15 protein-coding genes and 1 pseudogene are annotated in these 20,247 nt (G+C 40.0%); 2 read left to right on the top strand and 14 right to left on the bottom strand.

Annotated elements, in window-relative coordinates; translation table 11 throughout:
• Nucleotides 1-36: 36 nt before the first annotated feature.
• The 11 genes and pseudogenes from KKC46_05265 to KKC46_05215 form a co-directional block, all read right to left on the bottom strand.
• A pseudogene (locus tag KKC46_05265) lies at nucleotides 37-458 on the bottom strand (hypothetical protein).
• A gap of 231 nt (nucleotides 459-689) precedes the next feature.
• Nucleotides 690-1,610: a hypothetical protein gene (locus KKC46_05260; GenBank protein MBU1053224.1), complete on the bottom strand. Its 921-nt coding sequence runs from the start codon at nucleotides 1,608-1,610 to the stop codon at nucleotides 690-692.
• A gap of 144 nt (nucleotides 1,611-1,754) precedes the next feature.
• On the bottom strand, nucleotides 1,755-2,171 hold the full coding sequence (locus KKC46_05255) for a PIN domain-containing protein (GenBank protein MBU1053223.1): 417 nt from the start codon (nucleotides 2,169-2,171) through the stop codon (nucleotides 1,755-1,757).
• Nucleotides 2,168-2,365 (bottom strand): type II toxin-antitoxin system VapB family antitoxin, encoded by a 198-nt coding sequence (locus KKC46_05250; GenBank protein ID MBU1053222.1) that lies wholly within the window; start codon nucleotides 2,363-2,365, stop codon nucleotides 2,168-2,170. The genes KKC46_05255 and KKC46_05250 overlap by 4 nt, the downstream gene beginning before the upstream one ends.
• Before the next feature lie 188 nt (nucleotides 2,366-2,553).
• On the bottom strand, nucleotides 2,554-4,179 hold the full coding sequence (locus KKC46_05245) for an NAD(P)H-dependent oxidoreductase subunit E (GenBank protein MBU1053221.1): 1,626 nt from the start codon (nucleotides 4,177-4,179) through the stop codon (nucleotides 2,554-2,556).
• Between the two features lie 520 nt (nucleotides 4,180-4,699).
• Nucleotides 4,700-6,658 (bottom strand): dihydro-2-naphthoyl-CoA reductase, encoded by a 1,959-nt coding sequence (locus KKC46_05240; GenBank protein ID MBU1053220.1) that lies wholly within the window; start codon nucleotides 6,656-6,658, stop codon nucleotides 4,700-4,702.
• A gap of 166 nt (nucleotides 6,659-6,824) precedes the next feature.
• On the bottom strand, nucleotides 6,825-8,837 hold the full coding sequence (locus KKC46_05235; GenBank protein ID MBU1053219.1) for a 2-naphthoyl-CoA reductase: 2,013 nt from the start codon (nucleotides 8,835-8,837) through the stop codon (nucleotides 6,825-6,827).
• 436 nt (nucleotides 8,838-9,273) lie between these two features.
• On the bottom strand, nucleotides 9,274-10,941 hold the full coding sequence (locus tag KKC46_05230; GenBank protein ID MBU1053218.1) for an FAD-dependent oxidoreductase: 1,668 nt from the start codon (nucleotides 10,939-10,941) through the stop codon (nucleotides 9,274-9,276).
• Between the two features lie 70 nt (nucleotides 10,942-11,011).
• Complete coding sequence (locus KKC46_05225) at nucleotides 11,012-13,093, bottom strand: molybdopterin-dependent oxidoreductase (protein ID MBU1053217.1); 2,082 nt, start codon at nucleotides 13,091-13,093, stop codon at nucleotides 11,012-11,014.
• Between the two features lie 137 nt (nucleotides 13,094-13,230).
• The gene (locus tag KKC46_05220) at nucleotides 13,231-13,983 is read right to left on the bottom strand and encodes a glucose 1-dehydrogenase (GenBank protein ID MBU1053216.1); all 753 of its coding nucleotides are present in this window, start codon (nucleotides 13,981-13,983) and stop codon (nucleotides 13,231-13,233) included.
• A gap of 91 nt (nucleotides 13,984-14,074) precedes the next feature.
• Nucleotides 14,075-14,812, bottom strand: a complete 738-nt coding sequence (locus KKC46_05215; protein ID MBU1053215.1) for an SDR family oxidoreductase — start codon at nucleotides 14,810-14,812, stop codon at nucleotides 14,075-14,077.
• Nucleotides 14,813-14,919: 107 nt separating this feature from the next.
• On the opposite strand from KKC46_05215, the gene KKC46_05210 reads away from it, so the two are divergent.
• Both KKC46_05210 and KKC46_05205 read left to right on the top strand, forming a co-directional pair.
• Nucleotides 14,920-16,392 (top strand): helix-turn-helix domain-containing protein, encoded by a 1,473-nt coding sequence (locus tag KKC46_05210; protein ID MBU1053214.1) that lies wholly within the window; start codon nucleotides 14,920-14,922, stop codon nucleotides 16,390-16,392.
• A 111-nt stretch (nucleotides 16,393-16,503) separates the two neighbouring features.
• Nucleotides 16,504-16,923, top strand: coding sequence for a DUF1178 family protein (locus KKC46_05205; protein MBU1053213.1), 420 nt, complete (start codon nucleotides 16,504-16,506; stop codon nucleotides 16,921-16,923).
• Nucleotides 16,924-16,941: 18 nt separating this feature from the next.
• Here the strand turns inward: KKC46_05205 and KKC46_05200 are convergent, their stop codons facing one another.
• The 3 genes from KKC46_05200 to hcp form a co-directional block, all read right to left on the bottom strand.
• Nucleotides 16,942-17,679: a 4Fe-4S binding protein gene (locus KKC46_05200; protein ID MBU1053212.1), complete on the bottom strand. Its 738-nt coding sequence runs from the start codon at nucleotides 17,677-17,679 to the stop codon at nucleotides 16,942-16,944.
• Between the two features lie 22 nt (nucleotides 17,680-17,701).
• Nucleotides 17,702-18,427 (bottom strand): HD domain-containing protein, encoded by a 726-nt coding sequence (locus KKC46_05195; GenBank protein MBU1053211.1) that lies wholly within the window; start codon nucleotides 18,425-18,427, stop codon nucleotides 17,702-17,704.
• 80 nt (nucleotides 18,428-18,507) lie between these two features.
• Nucleotides 18,508-20,136, bottom strand: coding sequence for a hydroxylamine reductase (hcp, locus tag KKC46_05190; GenBank protein MBU1053210.1), 1,629 nt, complete (start codon nucleotides 20,134-20,136; stop codon nucleotides 18,508-18,510).
• Nucleotides 20,137-20,247: the final 111 nt, after the last annotated feature.

Below are 20,247 nucleotides of genomic sequence, written 5' to 3'. Positions count from 1 at the left end.
ATTAAATCTCTTAAGCCTTAACGATAGCGTTAAACATTAAGTAGTACTTTTCAATATATCCATCAATGCCTGTTGCATATCCTGAGTTACTATTTTACGGTCATACCCGGTTGTCAGCCGTTTGCCCAGAAGTCTGCCGGCATCCACTGCGCTTGCCATAACTTCCGGTTGCTTTGTTACATCCGGAATGTTTTCAGGTGTAATTTTTACACCTTTTCCGTATACCATAACTGGAATTCCTACGCCGCATGTTTCCCCATATCCGCAGGAATAACAAGCTGCAGCTCCCTGACCGCTCACTTTTGTAACTGTTTCAATAAAGCTGTACACCCTCCGATCTTTTTGCCTCTAAGAGATATAAGCTCATATTCTATACCCGTGTTTTCAAGAACGGTTTTTACCAATTTATAAACGCCTGATGTTTCATCTTTTCTTGGGCTTCCGGAAATTCCTAGTATTTTCTTAAATCAAATCCTCAGTTTGTTATAAACATGGTAAGACTTTGTGTGTTAGAATTTCTTGCTCCAATAGGTTATCCCTCTTGCCGCAGGCAATGGCTTATTGCCTGTCCGACTTCCGGGCGGCAGGTAAAACATCCTGTCCATCCTGTTAATCCTGTCTAAAAATATATCGGTGTGTCAATGCGTTGTATTGTAAACACCCCTTCCGATATATCACCAACTAAATTTTTATTGGGTTAATTCCTGAGGCTTTTCATTCTTTGATGGCTGCAAATGATGCAGTATTACCGGCATATTTGTATGAAAAAGAGCATTTGCAGTTTTTATAAGAAACCAGAATGAGAGCAATGGCAAAATAATAACCTGAATAAGAAAAATTCCTACATACAGAAATGTAAGCCTTAAAAGATTATCGATTATATCTCCGGCATTTGCAACAGTTGCTATAAGAGCATTTTTTAGTTCCGTTGATTTTATCTTAAGAAACAATGCACTGTTTTCTATAGTTCCCAAAACACCGTCAATCTTTGGAAGTGAGAAATCTTTTATTCTATCAAGTTCGGATGAACCGGCTGACAGCTTTTGATTTGCTTCCGATATTTGCTCGGCAAAATAATGCGATTGAAGATATTCATTTGCTAAAGACGATGCCGGAAGACAAAAGCGGGCAACAACAATGATTAACATAAACCTGATCAGGGTTTTCTGCAAAGAACTTAATTTTTCATTTTCAAACCATATCAATATGGACAAAACAAACAGAAATACGGAAAGGATAGGCGGCGCAACCGATACGCCGATTTCATATGCAAGTTTCTGTACCCCTAATGAAGTAATTGCCGTCACAAGCACATCGGATAAACGCTCGGTCATATCATCAATCGGGTCCAATGCCTGCCCCACAGCCAAAGATACTCCCACTCCGGCAGGTTCCAACTGCAAGCTTGAATCCTTTATAATCGAAACGGAAGCATTGATCACCCTGCATGTAGCATAGGCTATCCCAGCTTTGCTTATTGCTTCACTGAAATAAGTATCGGTAGTGGTATCTAAAACAGGAAGCCTTAAGCCGGATGAAAAAAACAGCAACATAGATAACACTAATCCAACACTCGATTTGATTATTTTTTGTTTTGTAGTGGTTTTCATTGTTTGCTTAAATTCCTGCGGCATAAAGGTTTAAGAGTTCGGCTGTTACGTACAAAGATATTGAAAGAATATGAAAAGAAACAAGAACTGTACAGTTCATAAAGATTTTAATAATTTTCTCCTTCCGCCCGCTTTATTATTAATCTATAATAGGGTTGGTTTAGGATCAAATAATTTTATCGGTAGCACTTTTTTGTATCGGGAAAAGTCTTTGTCAGTAGTAAAAATTGGAACATCCAGCCTGTTTGCAACTGCACATATGAGGAAATCAATGTGAGAACCATGAATTCCTTTTTTTCTGCATTGATTATTCATTTCGGCTGCGGATTCATAATCGGAATCTTGAATAGAGGAATTCTCAAAGAACGATAAATATTCTTTTAGTTTTTCAAATTTCTCTAAGTTACTATAGCCGGAAAGAATCTCTTGGCGAATTGGTCCAATAATCAGGACCCTTTGATCCTTGATAAGAGATTCAAACTTCTCTACTTCATATTGGTATTCCTTTTTTCGGCTTCGTAATGCATAAGACCAGATAGGAGTATCAACCAAAACTTTCACCGAGTTCTTCCTTTTTTATAATCATAATCGGGGTCGGGGTCCATTTTTCCAAAAAGATCCAGAATTTCTTGTTGCTTATGCTTGTTTATAAATTCCTGTAACGCCAAATTGACAGTTTCCTTTTTGGTTTTTAAACCACTGACCTCCAATGCTTTTTCCAGCAATTTCTGATCTATAGCCAGATTTGTCGCCATAGCTCCCTCCTTTAACACATATTTTCACACAAAATAGCACACAATCAAATGTATGTCAAAGCCAACAAGACTTTATAAGCTTTTTACGAGACCATCAGCATTACATAGTGTTTTATAATAAAAAAAAGCGCTCCTGTTTTTAATAATCAGAAGCGCTTTTTCGTTAACAGTATTATATCAAAATCAAATTATGATTCAGGCATATGGCAAACACCGGCAGGACACCGTTTTTCATTGATATGCGCTTCGTATTCATGTCTGAAAAAACGAAGTGTTGTAATAACCGGGTTCGGAGCGGTTTTTCCTAAAGCGCAAAGAGATGTCTTTGCAACCGCTTCACCGATTTCAAGCAGCATATCTATGTCTTCCGGCTGGCCTTTGCCCTTTGATATATCATTTAATATATCAAACATCTGCTTAGTTCCAAGCCTGCATGGTATGCACTGCCCGCAAGATTCTCTTTGTGTGAAATCAAGAAAATATCGTGCAACATCAACCATGCAGGTTTCTTCATCCATAACTACGATACCACCGGAGCCCATTATTGATCCGGCATCATTTAGCGAATCGAAATCAACGGGAAGATCGAGCAGATGTTCGGGAAGGCAGCCACCTGAAGGGCCACCGGTCTGAACCGCCTTAAATTTTTTGCCATCTGGTATTCCCCCACCGATTCCGAATATAATTTCCCTAAGCGTAATTCCCATAGGAACTTCAATCAAGCCGTTGTTTACTACTTTACCGGTAAGAGCAAGTATTACTGTACCCTTGCTTTTTTCGGTGCCCATGCTTGAAAACCAATCGGCTCCGTTATGAATTATCTGGGGAATATAAGCCAATGTTTTAACATTATTCAGCAAAGTAGGTTTATCCCATAGGCCGACTTCAGTAGTACGGGGACGGGGAGATGCTTTAGGCATTCCTCGTTTTCCTTCTATGGAAAGCACCAAAGCCGTAGATTCTCCGCATACAAAAGCACCGGCTCCCTGAAAAACTTCAATGGTGAAATTAAAATCGGTCCCCAATATTTTTTTGCCGAGGAATTTCTTTCTCTTTGCCTTTGAAATAGCAGTTCTTAAACGTTTAACGGCAAGAGGATATTCAGCCCTTACATATATATAGCCTACTTTAGCGCCAATAGCATATCCGGCGATCACCATTCCTTCAAGAAGTGAATGCGGTGTTCCTTCAATAACCGAACGATCCTGAAAAGCTCCTGGATCACCTTCATCGGCATTGCATATAACGTATTTTGTATCCCCTTGTGCTTTATAACAGGCTTCCCATTTGCGTCCAGCAGGAAAACCGGCACCGCCAAGACCGCGAAGCCCTGAACGTTTGACCTCATCTATAACCTGCTCCGGTGTCATGGTAGTTAGAACTTTTTTCAGTGCCTCATAACCGTCTGCGGCTAAATAGTCATCAATATTTTCAGGATCTATATGCCCGCAGTTTTTCAGTAGTGTACGCTGTTGTTTGTTGTAAAAAGGTATATCATTATAATTAGGCAATACTTCATCGGTAACAGGGTCACGGTAAAAAAGGCGTTCAACAGGTTTGCCACCGTCTGTAAGTGATTGAGCAATTTCAGCAGTATCTTCAGTGGTCACATGAGAGTAAAAAGTCCCCTCAGGTTCAATAACTACAAGAGGGCCTCTCTGGCAAAAACCATGGCATCCGGTTTGTTTAACTAAAACGGTATCTCCTAAATTTTGTTTTTCAACTTCTTCCTGCAATGAAGAAAGAATTACTTCAGATCCTCCGGATATACAACCTGTACCCTGGCAAACAATTATATTATGCTTATGGGACATATTAACATTACCTCCTCAATAAAAATCTCTTTGAGACCTTTTGACCGATTAGGGCTCATATTGCAATACAACATGTATTTTTTGCGGTTAAAATTATTGCTCTGTTTAAGCTTGAGCAAATTTTAACGCTTTTTATGGTCTCGTTTTAAAATCAAAAAGAAAAATCTGTTATGCTATCTTGCTCAAAGCAGGACTTTTAATAAAAATCAAGTAATACTTTATTTTGAAATAATTTTTTTTGTATTTCCGGAATAGAATTGAAGATTCCTTGCTGCAAACAGCAAGGAATCTTCAACTATAACAACTTGAGACCTTTACATAATGTGTAATTTTGCACGATTAGTATTATTTATCAGAAAGAATATGAAGTTCTTTAATACCTTTATTAAAGTTATGCAAAATCGGCCATTATATATAAGATCCGGCTTATGAGTGGTTTTAGATTGCTAACCCTGCATACGAATGCAGGGTTAGCTCTTGCTTTTGCGGTTTATGTGTTACAAGTGCTTATAAATATAGGCTATATCTTTAGGGCTGTCATATAGCCGTCCATTATAGCATCTTTTACTCTTCCGGGTTTATTGGAATCGCCGATTCTATGTACTGAAACTTTTCCTTCAAGCTCTTTTGCAAGGGCATGTTCCGATTTATAACCGGCAGCAACTACTATTGTATCGCCTTCAAAAAATGCTTCATTTGGTCCGTATTGAAAAGTTGTCCGTTCTCCCCACACTCCATATTCCGTGATTCGGGTAACCATAAGATCGGTTTCCATCTGAAGTTTTGCTTTTTTCAATCGCATCATCAAATCAAATCTCAATGCGCGGGGCACATCACTGGCAACACGCGGAAGCATTTCCAGCATAACCATTTTCTTACCCTTTTGAAGCAGAAATTCTGCAACTTCGCATCCAACCATACCACCGCCGATAATAACCGTCATATCTCCGACTTCTTTTTTACCCATGAGCACGTCAGTACCTAATATTACGTTAGATTTTGCCATGCCCGGAACTTTTGGTATAAAAGGTTTTGTCCCGGTTGAGATAATAACTTCATCAGGATTCATTTCAAATACATCGCTTAAAGTCGCTGCCTTGCCTGTTTTAAGTTCTATGCCGCTTTTTGCGATTTGTGTACGATAATAATCAACAAGATATTGAGTGTCTTCTTTATGCGGTGCAACAGCGGCTACTGCGAGCATACCGCCAACCTTATCCTGTTTTTCCATCAACGTAACATCATGGCCTCTTTGTTTGGCAACAAGGGCAGCTTCCATACCGCCAGGTCCACCACCTACTATAAGAATCTTTTTAGCCTTTTTTGCTTTAGGCGGTTCTTCACTGTACTGATATTCAATGCCTAATCTGGGATTTACGCTGCAAATGCACGGAGTATCAACAGTTTCAAGACACCATGCACAGCACATACACGGACGGATATCTTCAAAACGGCCTTCTTTTGCTTTATTGCATGTTGCAGGATCGGAAAGCAACTGGCGGCCTAATGTCATAATATCGATCTTGCCTTCACCTATTGCTTTGTCCGCATCTCTTAAATCATTGGTTCTGTCTCCGCAGATTACAGGTATCTTAACATTTTTCTTTACAGCTTCACCAAGATATAAATACTGTCCTGGTCTTACCGAATTGCTGAGCATTCCGACAGGAGCTTCATGCCAACCTACAACAACATCTACTGCGCAAATTCCCATGCCTACAAGTCTGGGAACGATTTCGGTTGCGCATTCTTCCAGGGTATAGCCGTGTTTAGTAAACTGGGCTCCCGAGATTTTTGCTAAGATCGGAAAATCACTGCCTGCGTGATTTTTTATGCTTTCAATGATTTCACGAATAATTCTCATTCTGCCATCAAGATCTCCGCCATACTCATCGGTTCTCTTGTTTGTTTCGGTTGAAATAAAGCGGGCAAGCGTATAACCTGCGCCAAGCATCAGCTCAACACCGTCAAAACCGGCCGTTCTCAGTCTCTTTGCGCATTGTCCGTATGTTTCAATAATTATTTGGATTTCCTGGATGGTTAAAGGTCTTTCAAGAAGTCTTTTCGCATTTGTCGGAGTACCAACCCTAAACGGTGTGCTGGGTCTGCCAAGAAGATTTACTCCTGAAGGGCCTATTATTTCTACAGGACCATCACCAAAAGCCCAACCATACCCTGTTCCGAACTGCCCGACAATTTTGGTACCGTGTTTATGGACGGCATCAACTGTCATCGCAAGGCCGGGGATAAATTTATCATCATGGGTCCATGGGAAATAACCATGTTCAGTTCTGTATGGCCATAATGCCCAATCTATAATACCGACACCGCCTTTGGCTCTTTCTTCAAAAAACTGGGCAAAACGTTTAGTTGATCGCCCGTCTTCCGCATAACCAAGCGCCATCGGAGACATCCGAACTCTGTTTTGTATCTCGATGCCGTTTATATTTATTGGACTGAATACATTTTTAAGAGTCATTTCAATCCTCCTTTTAAAATAGAATTCTCCTTCCCGGTCTTATACGTATATACGGCCGGAAAGGAGATAATATATAACATGATTGAATATAAGAAGCTGTTTAAATGACCTGATATTAAAACGTTGGCCATGTATCATAAAGGCAGCTTCAATACACATGGCGTAATTAAATCTTTACACCCATTTTATAGCCGTCATGAATTGCTTCATAAAGTTTACGTACTCCAGCACAATCGCCAATGGTGTATACTTCCGGGGCTATTGTTGTACCAACGGCTTTTGCAAGTGTATCTTCTGAATCCATGCCTTCGGCTACAACTACAGTGTCAGCTTCAATACTTACATCTTTTCCGCCTGCTGTAGAAATTTCAACACCGTCGTCGGTAATTTCATTAACTGTGACATTGGTCATACTCTTCATATTAAGTTTGGCCATAAGCCTTCTGTGTTGAAGAATATTGAAGATGTTAACATCAAAACAAATGTGCTTACCTTTTTCCAGAACAGTAACTTCTTTACCCTGCTCAGCAACATATTCTGCCGTTTGAATAGATATTTCATTGCCACCTATAAATACGACCTTATCACCTAATTTAACTTTTCCTTCAAGAACGTCAAATACGTTTGTAACTATTTTATTGTCGATTCCGTCTATTTTAGGTCTGGAAGGTTTGCCGCCTGTAGCAATTACAAGAACTTCCGGAGCTTCTGCCTTAATGGAATCTGCTGTAGCTTCGGTATTAAGTTTTAACTTGATTCCAAGTTTCTCAATCTGTGCTTTGTAATAACGAATTGTTTCAGCCCAATCATAAAGCAGAGGTGATTTTACACCCAATTTTACTTCTCCACCAATAGAATCGCTTTTTTCTACTATTGTTACATCATGGCCTCTGATTGCGGCAAGTCGAGCACATTCCATACCGGAAGGACCGGCACCAACAATAAGTACTTTCTTTTTCTTTGCAACAGGATTAATAGCGTATGCAGGATCCCATTCGTTTCCTACTCTTGGATTTATCATACAACCCATAACGGCATCAATGAATACGTAGTAAAAGCAGCCCTGGTTACATGCGGTACAGGTATTAATATCTTCAGGACGTCCTTCGATAACTTTTTTGGGAAGATAAGGATCGGCAATACCGGGACGGCACATTTCCCAAATATCTATTCTTCCATCTGCTACGGCTTTTTCAGCTACATCGGGTTGATTCATACGATAAGCCATACAAATAGGCGATTTAATTTTGGCTTTTTTCCATTCATCTGCAAGATGCAGCCAGTCACCAGGTCTTTTTTCAGCAGTAATTGCTGCACCCGGGGATTCATGCCAGCCTACAGTAATACTGAAGAGGTCGATTCTTACAGCAGCTTCGCACATTTTGGCAATTTCTATATATTCTTCATTGGTATTTCCGCCTTCGATAAGGTCTGTGGCGTTGAGCCTCATAACAAGCGGATAATCATCTCCAACTTCGGCTCTGATTCCTTTTAAAATCTCAATGAGGAATCTTGCCCTGTTTTCCAGTGATCCGCCCCACTTATCAGTTCTTTTATTTGTCCATCTGCTCAAGAAATCAGCAATAAGATATCCAACTATTGCACATACTTCAACACCGTGCCATCCGGTTTGCTTAAACATTCTGGCAGCAACGATATGAGCTTGAATCTGCTCTTCAATTTCTTCATTAGTCATCTCACGGCAAGGCGAATAACGTTTTATCGGGCTTGACATTGCTGTTGGTCCGACAGGCTCGGGACCGACTGTCTTGCCTCCGGCGATTGCTTCATGGATGCCATATTCATGGGCATGACCATATCTACCGGTATGCATAATCTGTCCTATTGACATAGCACCTTCAGCATTAATTGCATCGGCCAACACCTTAAGGCCGGCAAGATGGCTTTCTTCTACCAGGCCCATCTGGCCTACATAGCCTTTACCCAGAATATGGGTATATCCACCCTGAGAAACGACGATACCAAAACCGCCCTTGGCTCTTTCTCTTAGGTATTCTATTTCACGATCAATAACATTACCATTTTTAGTATCACAGAAATTATCAACCGTTGCGGCATATTTCATTCTGTTTTTTACTACATGATTTCCAATTGTAATGGGCTTACATAAATTTTCAAACATAATTGCTACTCCTCCTTTTGTTAATATTAATTCAATGTTGTATTAGAAAACAGAAAAAATGGTCACCTTTATAAAAACACAATTAGGATGACTAAATCTTAAAAAAACCCTAAATACCATGATCTGCCAAAGGAACCGGTTAAAGGCGACCATATCTACAGAAGATCCGGGTTTTGCAGCATATAAAAAGCGAACAAGCGTTCGTTCTTCATACACCAGGTATTAATTTACGTCAAGGGAAAAAAAGTATCAAGAGCTATTTGAAGATTTGGAGGAATAAATTTGATGAAAGCTGAAAAAAACGTTTTTATGGTGTGAACAAAGTTTCATAACCAAATATTTATTACCGGTATCATAACATTATTTTGGCAAACTTTTCAACTGGATATGTGTTCATATACCCCAATAAAAAAAAATCTGTTTACTTTTACATTTAGCCTCCGGTCCATGCGCCCGGAGGCTAAATATTTTTTTAATCTTTGGTGGATGCCTGTTCACCGGCAACATATCCGGATGTATAAGCCAGATGACAATCGGCAAGTACCGATCCACCCATCATATTTTCGCCTATTGCTCCTCCTGCAGAATGGAAAGCGGCATATAGCCCTGGTATCACTGCGCAATTTATATCCAACACCTGAAAATGTTCATTAACCCGCAGGCCACATTGACTGGCTCCTATATTTGAACCTACCTTTATGCCATAAAACGGGGGATTCTTAATCGGAATAAGAAATTCGGTTTTTTTTCCGAATTCATGATCAACACCTGCTTCACACATCTTATTGTAGCTAACGACTCTTTCTTCAAACCTGGCCGGGTCGAGTTCCAGCTTTTGTGCAAGCCCTTCTATGGACGGGTCTGTTTTTATTATTTCCAGATCAATAGCTTTTTTTACGGCTATTCGCCAGTCTTTCGGACATATGCTTTCATTCCATTTATCCATTCCTGGAAGATCCGGCGTAAGCGGATGTTCACAAAAGTCTCCTTTAAAAATATTTATATTTTTTTCATAATCACTGTCAAAGATCACATAAGCGCGACCACCGGGCTGGGACATTACGGCTGACCCCTTACTGATAAAACCTAATTGCAGGGAAGCTGGGTCTTCATTAATAAATCTTTCACAGCATTTATTTATAAAAAGCCATGGCTGTCTTGATAACTGCACATCTCCTGAGTAAAGATAGCGGTAAAAAGAGCCTGTTTTTTCAAAGTAAGGTATTCCTCCGTCAAAAATTGAAATGGAGTTTACCCCGGCAATATCCGCACCTGCACCAAGCCCCATACGGAATACACCACCCATTGCAGACGGCATATCCATGGATGCCCCACAGCCTATGTAAGCTTGAGGAATATAGATTTTAAGCAATTCACGGTTGTTGGACAAACCGCCTGCGGCAAGAATAACGCCTTTTTTGGCTTTCAGATACATATATTCTTTGCCTCTTCTTACTTTAAGTCCTACAATCCGGTTATCTTTTTTCACCAGAGCACAAGCATGCGTTTTCAGCAGGTATTTTACACCCTTTTCCCTGCCCAGCTTTTCAAGCAAGTTGGTTACGTCTTTTTGCGCCATTAGCCAATGTTTATCCAACGTTCCTTTAGGTACATGACAATTGGGCACATTCCAAAGAGTCATTACTTCCCATTCAATTCCAAGATCCTCTATCCAATCCATGGTTTCAGCGCCCTTATATAATATGGTGCGAAGCAAATGAGGATTTATTGAATAATTGGAACCGGCCAGAGCCATACCATAAATAGCTTCCAAAGGCGGTAGCTCTAATCCTTTAATGCGCTTTTGGGCTTTGCTTCCAAAACATATTGCTCCTGTGGCATGCTGGGTGGCACCGCCGGTTTCAGCTCCCATTTCAACCAGAATTACCGAAGCACCTTTTTGCGCCGCACGAAGAGCAGCAGCCAGTCCGGCTCCGCCTCCACCGACAACTACCAGATCAGCTTCGTCATCCCAATTATCAGGTTCTTTAACAGGCAGTATCGGATCTGTCTTGGAAGAAACCGGTTTTTTAGATTTTTCGCCTGTTTTAGCAGAATATATCATTCCCGTAAGTCCGGGCGGGGGTGAACTAACAGAAACACAATCTTTTTCTTCTTTACCAATACTATTTTTACTCATTCCTGATTCCTCCTGTTTTTACAAAATAATGGCTTTTTTAGAAGCCATCATGCATATAAATTTACGGCATTTATTCTTTTTTGGGGCTGATTTTACAAAGCAGTGCTTTAAGAGCCGGGTAACCGGTAACAGGATCTACGGATTTTTCATCCGTAAGTGCATTCACATTATGTTTGGCCCAGCCATGAGGAATACTTAAAGTGTTCGGAAGAATATCTTCCGTAGTTTTTGCCTTGATCTCAATTTTACCCCTTTTAGTTTCTACTATCATCAACTCACCATCGTTGATACCATAAAGCTTTGCGGTTTCCGGGTGAATTTCTCCATTAGGTTCGGGCATTTTTTTCTTAAATTTTTCAATCTCCCTGAAAGATGAGTGCGTATATTGGAGTGTTCTGGATCCTGTAGTAAGAATTACCGGGTATTCTTTTGCAAGCTCGGGAGAACCGAAAGGAGATTCTGTCGGTTCATTGTAAACCGGCAAAGGTTCCAACCCGAGTTGTTTCATAACGGAAGAAACTATTTCAATCTTACCCGAAGGCGTTTTAAACCCTTCTTTCTCATACTGTTTATACTTTATTTCTCCAAAGGGTATGCAATTGGTTTTGCCGAATAATGCTTTAAGATCCAGCTCCGTGGGCCCGTAGCTGTATTCAAGCAATTCATTCATATCTTTCCATGGGAAGTACTTTTCATATCCCATACGTTTAGCCAGTTTGATCCAGATTTCCGGATTAGGCATACTCTCATAAAAATCAATTGCTTTATTGCGCAAATTTATAAACGGTTTTGCAAAGGAGATTGAGAGAATTTCCCAGATTTCACTTCTTTCCAAAAAGCTTGCTTCAGGCAGAATAAGATCTGCCAGCTCGGCTGTTTCATTCATTGTTGTCAGTATAACAGCTAAAAAATCCAGTTTTTCCAAAGCGCTTCTCATCTTGTTGGTATTCGGCCAGGTTAAAAGCGGGTTTGACCCTACTACTGCAAGACCTTTAATGGGATAAGGTTTACCGGTTAATATCATATCCGGCAACAACATTCCCTGTGCCGTCCAGCCGCCCTGAACCAGAATCGGAAATTGCTCCTGTCCCATAGATGGCTCCTTGGGAGTGTCTGCTAATCTAAGCGGTGAACAATTTGCAACAGAAGGAATCTCAGGTCCGCCAAGATCAACAGCGAGCAGGCCTCCGGTAATATCAATATTTGCAGTAATTGATTGCAGGATCAGTATTGCTCTCTGGCTTTGAAATCCTGTTGGAACCTGCTGTAGCGTATTAATTCCTTCTACAATACAAGCAGGTTTATTGGCTGCAAAAAGATGTGCCATGCTTCTAATGATCTTTTCGGGAACCAAAGTTATTTGTTCGGTTTTTCCCGGAGGATAAGCTTTTATATGCTCAGCTAATTCATCAAAACCGGTTGTCCATTTTTCAACAAACTGTGTATCATATAAATTATCTGAAATGATTACATTTAACATAGAAAGCGCTAAAGCACAATCAGTACCGGGTCTTATTTGAGCATGGATGTCAGCTTTTTTTGCGAAAGAAGTCTTGCGGGGATCAATCACAATTAGTTTTGCGCCCTTCTTCTTAGCATTCATAATCTGCTCGGCGGTTATAAAATTGGATTCAGCAGGATTATGCCCCCATAAAATAATGCATTTGCTGTTTTCAGGATCAGCGGCAGGAAATTTACCAAGAGTAAGCATATTGGCCGTAATACGTGACAGGTAGCACATGCTTTCCGGAGTTATGAAATTAGGGCTCCCGTAAGCATCACAAAATCTTTGGAGCAAGGTCATTGAAGTAAATCCCTGGCATACAAATGACATACCTTCCAATACCGCCCAGGATTTTGCACCGTAATTCTCCTTTATTTTGTTTAACTCAGTAGCCATAATATCAAATGCTTCATCCCATGAAATTCTTTTAAATTCTCCGTCAACTTTCTTCATTGGATATTTTATGCGATCGGGGGAGTATACATAATCTATGATCCCTGCCGCTTTGGGACAAAGTTTTCCATGATTCCAGGGATGATCTGTATCTCCTTCTATCTTGACGACCTTTTCATTTTCAACCGAAACAACTATTCCGCAAGCCCAGGGACACATTCCGCATAATGTTTTGATTTTTTTTTGGCTAGTCATAATGCTTCTCCTTCCTTCGACATTCATTCCCCCTTAAAAAAGGGGGATTAAGGGGGTTGTTTCCTTGTTCGAAATTCAAATTACTTTCATATAGTTGTTATAGATTAATTAACTTAGCGCTTTTGGGGCATTACAACTCACGGCATACTTACACCGCCGTCAACAGAAATAGTCTGACCTGTAATAAATGAAGCTTCATCCGAAGCCAGAAGTATGGCAATCGCTGTGTAATCATCAACTGTGCCGGTTCTGCGCATCGGTGTCATGTTAATCATAAAGTTAATGTCTTCCTGAGGAAAATTGGTCGTTCGGAAGGTGCTGGTTTCAGGAGTTAAGCCACATGCGATAGCATTCACATTTATCCCGAGAGGGCTGAGTTCAGCCGCCATAGCCCGTGTCATAGCAAGCATAGCGCCTTTGGTTCCCACATAATCCGAATACATCGGCACTCCTATTCTTGCTGTGGATGAGCATATCCCGATAATTTTACCATATTTTCTTTTAACCATTTCTCTTGCTACAAGCTGGGTACAGAAAAAAACTCCCTTTTGATTTATAGCCACCACCTGCTCAAAAGCGGCTTCGTCTTTTTCAAGAAACGGACCCGGTGTATAAACACCGGCATTGTTTACAAGAATATCTATCTTTGAAAATCTTTCTATGGTTTTATTAACCATATTTTTTATATCTGCTATAACGGATACATCAGATTTTAAGGCAAGTACATCCCGCCCGTATGCTTTAATATCCCGCTCTGTTGCCGTAAGCCTTTCTTCAACAAGGTCTGTAATAACGATATTTGCACCTTCTTTTGCCATCGCTATCGCAATAGCTTTTCCTATACCTGAGCCTCCACCGGTGATGATCGCAGTTTTGTCTTTTAATTTCATTTTATGCTCCTTACTCTTAAATCCGGCTTTCTGGTTTATGATTCCTTTGGGCGGGTTTGGAAGCCGCCCCTACAAAGCCGATTTCTGTTAATCAACCGGCGCTTCTTCCTCCATCTATAATATATGTAGCTCCTGTTATATGAGATGCTTCATCCGATGCAAGAAAGAGTGTCAGAGATGCTACTTCGTCCGGTTCGCATAATCTTCCCATGGGTATTTGTGATACAAGAGTTTCTAAAAATCCCGGCGGAGCATCATCGAATATGGGCGTTTTGACAGCACCCGGACAGACTGCGTTTACACGGATGCCGTCATTTACATATTCGAGAGCCGTTGCACGTGTAAGCATATTAATTGCTCCTTTTGAGGCAAGATAAGCCGATACCATAGGGCTTGCCCGAAAAGCGCCGATTGAACTTGTATTAATGATGGAACCACCGCCGCTTTCCAGCATTAGTTTAATTGAATTTTTCATAACGAAGAATGCACCACGTAAATTAACGTTCATTACTTTATCCCACTCTTCAATACTGTATTCATGAAGGCGTTTTGGAGCGACGTTTATTCCGGCATTATTGCATATAATATCAAGTTTACCAAAATTTTTACGACATTCATTTATCATATTGGAAACCTGATCGGGTCTGCTTACATCACATTTAAAAGGAAATACTTCTCCTTGTGCTTCTACTGAAACTTTTTTTTCGCTGCCGTCAATATCGACCGCCATTACCTTTGAACCTTCGGAGGCAAATCTTAACGTAATTGCCCTTCCAATGCCCGAACCGGCACCGGTAACAATAGAAATTTTATTGTCCAATCGTCTCATAATGCAACCCTCATAGTTAGAATATAACTGATTGACAAAGTTACCTGATCTGATTAAAAATCATACAGTGACAATTTATTTATTATTAAATACAAAATGCAGTATTTATGGGCAACTTGCTACGAAAAAACATTGCGTCCGATAATATCAAGTTTTATAAATCGCTTGGGCATCTTATTAAAGATTATCGGAGTTGGCGTGCGCTGACCCAGGAGAAATTCTCAGAGCTTGTTGGAATCAGCTTAAGGGAATTGCAAAATTGGGAAATGGGTCACTGCCGGGCCCGCATCGAAAATCTTCACGACCTTTCCGAAGCATCCGGCATTCCTATGCAGGTGTGCGTCGCGCTGAATGCCGGCCAGCCTTTGTGGTATTCTTTAGGCGAAAGAAGATTTGCCTATTCATCAGCAGAAACTATTAACTTTTCACTGGATGATTTATTTAAAAACCGAAAAGAAATTGATGACGGAATTGTTATAAAACCTGTCAGAATTTCGACAGATAAGCACATTCAAGCTATTCTTTCATGCCATCGTGATTTATATAGTGCAAAGAAATCTTTGGGAAAAGATGTTATCAAAGCGGCAACTATAGCTGCTCCTGAATTGAATTTGATTGCTTTTGACTCCTGGGGACATTATGTGGGACATCATGTATGTTTGCCCTTGAAAATTAATGTATATCAAGAGCTTAAAAAACATACACCAATAGAAAATTACCTTACAGCCGAAAAAATCAGCGCTGTTGCCTCCCTTAATGAAGGAGTTTTTTTCCTTTATTCTTTGTTTGCAGCAAGCTGGAATGTCGGCCATTTGCTTTTTATAAATCCTGCACAGTTTTATAATAAGATTAATCAAAAAGACAGATTCGTAAGTGCTGCCTGGGCAGGTACACAAGAGTTGAATTTGTCTTGTGAAAAGCTTGGAATGGAGAAAATATCAATTTCTTACGAAACAAAAGACAAGCCCATTCCTGAAATTATTCCTGATTTATATGAGATAGGCCTGGATGCATTACTTAAACGGTATGAAAACTTTGAAATTATTGAAAGTTCTGCTGATGTGCCAATCAAAGATCAGGGCAACTTCTTTGTTGCTGATTCGCTTGATAATGGCCCGATAATAGTTGATAAAAAAGCAGGTAAGGTATGTCCTAATCCGGTGTGTACATTGAAAGGAAAGAAAAACAAAGGCAACATAGTTTCAAACGGAACATACCGGACAAAAGACGGCTCGATGTCTTTTAAATTTATTTGCAAAGAATGCAAAAAATCTTTCTGTAGCAGATCAGATTCCGTTTTCTATGACCTTAAAATATCCGAAGATCAGATTCTTCTGGCCCTTAAACTGTTAGCCAAAGGAATGCCTATTAGAGAAGTGGCGGATGTATTGAATGTAAAACGTGATACCGTCAGACATTGGCTCACGATTGCTTCGGAAAACAGCAATAAAATAGATTCTCTTTTAAAAAAACAAATTAAAGTATCCCAGGCAGGTTTAAACGCTTTATGGGCTTTTGCCAAAAAAAATGCCCTTCGAAAAAGAGCAGCTATCTGGCATGAAACAAAAAAAGATCGGTAAGGAGAATGAAACTATTGATTTCGACCACATAATAATTATATTATAGAGAAATGCATTTAAACTGTAGCAGCGGGACTCTTCAACAAATAAACGCTTTTTTAGGGTTAATCTATGATAGTATATGATTTGCAATGTGAACAAGGGCATGTTTTTGAAGGCTGGTTTGAAGACATCAGGACATTTAACAACCAGAACAAAAAGAAACTGATAGCATGCCCGGTCTGTAATAATACTTCTATAATGAAAGTTCCAACTACGTTTGGCATTAAATCATCAGGAAATGGACAGAATATACCTGATAAACAGGCAGTACTTGAAAAAATGACTGAAAAGCTTTCCGAATTTGTAGAAAAAAATTTTGACAATGTCGGAACAAATTTTGCCACGGAAGCTTTAAAAATTCATTATGGTGTATCAGAACCACGAAATATAAGAGGTGTCAGCACCAATCAGGAAGAAAAAACGTTAAAAGAAGAAGGAATTCAGTTTTTCAAGGTTCCTGTCCCGGTACCACCGGAAACAGACTCGTAAACGTATTAAAGCAATTATTTATTCTTTTATACGGCTTATGATTTTTCCTTTTGTGCTTATCACGATTTTTTCCATAGGTATTTTAACACCCGATTGATCCATTCCTTTTTTCACTATCATTGGCAAACCGGAACAGCATGGAACTTCCATGATTACCGTTGTTACACTTTTCATTCCGGCTTCTTTGAAAACCTGCGCAAATTTGTCTATGTATTCTTCAGCATCATCAAACTTGGGGCATCCCATCATTACCGCTTTTCCTTTTAGAAAATCCCTGTGAAGGGTTGGAAAAGATACAGGCACACAATCTGCCAGAACAAGTAAATCCGCTCCTTTCAAAAAAGGTGCTTTTGGCGGAACCAGTTTAATTTGTACTGGCCAGTGGCCAAGAGTAGATTCTTCATTTTGCGCTTGCGAAGAAGAACTGCCGGCATCAGGACAGGACAGGATTTGAACTGTAGAAGATGGACAACCACACGCTAAAGCAGGTTCTTCTGCTATTTTTTTCTTATTCTCGTGAAGTTGTTTTTCAACAGCCTCTTCATCAAACTCTTCCGCATCTCGCTCTATAACCTTTAAAGCACCGGTCGGACATTCTCCGAGACAGGCTCCGAGTCCGTCACATAAGTTGTCTGATATTACTTTTACTTTTCCGTCAACTATCTGAAGCGCACCTTCCGCGCAGGATGGAACGCATTGGCCACAGCCGTCACAAAGCTCGTCATCTATTTCTATTATTTTTCGGGTAACTTTCATAACTGATCCTCATTTATGCCTATTATAATAAGACCTCACGTGCAATGTTTTTGCCGTTTTCGGTCAAAAAAGATTTTTCGATTATTTTAGTTATGTAATCTTTATCAGCAGGTTTTTCCTTATGATTGTCCTCAACATTGACGATTACATCAGCATCGTAAACAACTTTATAATTAATATTATCATCAGGCCGGGGGTGATGATGATGGCCTACTATATCGCATACCTCATCGATTAATTTCTCATTTGCACCAAGCTTTATAAGAATTTCCCTTGCAATAGGCGGCCCAAGCTCTTCCTGATATTTTGGGGCTGTACTGTTATATTTACGTTCAGCCTCGGTTATTCCTATATCGTGAAGATAAGCAGCTGCCAAAATTACAGCAAGATTTCCTTTCTCAAGTTTGCCGATTCTTTCGGCATACCGGGCAACCTTTGAAGCATGACCAATTCTTTTAAAATCGGTTTTAAAATATCGCTTCATTTCTATAGCAACCCTGTCTTTTAATAAATCTTCTTTTTTGGCAAGAAGCTCATCGGGAAGTGTTCCAAGGCATTGTTCTGCATATTCGCAATAAGACGCACATCCAAAATCCATTTTAGGGTTAATAAATCTGTGGCCGCAGTTTCCGCATTTTCTTGCTGTGTCATCTTTAAAAAATTCAACTTTACTACCGCATTTGGGACAGGTTTCATCAAATATGGCCCCCTGTTTCCAATACCGGCTGTCCTGCCCTGGACATTTCATATATTCCTCCAAAAAGTTATATTTCAAATTGTACATAGGGCGGGGGTTTTACACCCCGCCGCAATCCTTATTTACTATCGTTATCCCAATATTGCCTTTAAATCCTCATCAGGAGTTTTTATAGGCATGATATTAAATTTGTCCACCAGCACATTTAAAATATTAGGTGTTATAAAAGCCGGAAGACTTGGCCCAAGCCTGATATCTTTTATTCCAAGATAAAGCAGGGTCAACAGAATCGCAACTGCTTTCTGCTCATACCAGGACAGTACCATAGAAAGCGGAAGATCGTTTACACCGCAATCGAAGGCTTTTGATAAAGCAACTGCAATCTGAACGGCAGAATATGCATCATTGCACTGCCCAACATCAAGAAGCCTTGGTATGCCGCCGATATCTCCAAGATCCTTGTCAAAAAAGCGGAACTTGCCACAGGCAAGAGTTAAGACTACACAATCCTTAGGGACTTTTTCGACAAACTCGGTATAGTAATTACGTCCCGGTTTTGCTCCGTCGCAGCCTGCAACAAGAAAGAAATGTCTTATCGCCTTTGCCTTAACAGCTTCGATAACCTGTCCTGCAACTCCCATAACCGCATTGCGGGCAAATCCAACCATAACGCTTTTGCCGTCATTGTCTTTTTCAAAACCGGGCATGCCAAGAGCTTTATTTATCACCTGAGCAAAGTTTTTATCAGCTATATGTGTTACACCGGGCCAGCCGACAAGACCGGTAGTAAAGATATTGTCTTTATAAACATCTTTCGGCTTTTGAATACAGTTTGTTGTCATAAGTATTGTACCGGGAAATTCGGCAAATTCTTTTGCCTGGTTTTGCCATCCCGTTCCGTAGTGTCCATACAAATGTGAATACTTTTTAAGCCCAGGATAACCGTGGGCGGGAAGCATTTCCCCATGGGTATAAACATTTATTCCCTTGCCTTCGGTTTGTTTCAGTATTTCTTCCAGATCCTTTAAATCATGACCTGAAACAAGTATTGCGTTTCCTTTTTTGGCTCCTAAAGGCACTTTTGTAGGAACAGGGTGTCCGTAAGCACCAGTATTTGCGGTATCCAAAAGCTCCATTGCAAGAAGATTCGCCTCGCCACATCTTAAAACAAGTCCTACGAGTTCATCAGCGCCCAGGTTTTTATTTAATCCGGCAGCAAGAGCTTCATAAATAAATTGATATACTTTATCATCGCTTTGTCCTAATATTCTTGCATGGTCGGCGTAGGCTGCAACACCCTTTATTCCGTATGTTAAAATCTGTTGCAGAGACAAAATGTCAGGGTTAATATCAGGATCACTTTTTGCCCCGACTTTTTCTCCCTGTGCTATAAGTCCCTCGATTGTTTTTTCAGGAACAAAAACTGCCGGGCCTTCTGCATAAGCGGTATTAATCCCGGCTTTTGCAAGCTTTTCCTTAAGGGAATTGCGGAGAACAACACATTGATCAATAAGTTTTTGAAATCTTGCAGGGTCAAAATCCACATTTGTTAAAGTTGAAAAAACCGCCTCGCAGGTAAATATATTTATTTCATCATCTTTAATATTCGCTTTATATCCTTCGATAGCATACAAAGATAATCCTCTTACCGCATAAATCAGAAGATCCTGCAAAGCTGCTACTTCAGAGCTTTTACCGCATACGCCCCCTTTAGTACATCCCTCTCCTTTTGATGTCTGCTCACACTGGTTACAAAACATAATTTATTCCTCCTTATTTATATTTGCTATGGTTTATTAACTTTTGAGCTTATAATACATATTTTAAAATGTCTTTACCTTGACTTAGGTCAAGAAAAAGACAATATTTTT

The organism is Pseudomonadota bacterium, from assembly GCA_018817425.1.
Classification (GTDB): domain Bacteria; phylum Desulfobacterota; class Desulfobacteria; order Desulfobacterales; family RPRI01; genus RPRI01.
This window is presented reverse-complemented; position numbering and strand designations above follow the sequence as displayed.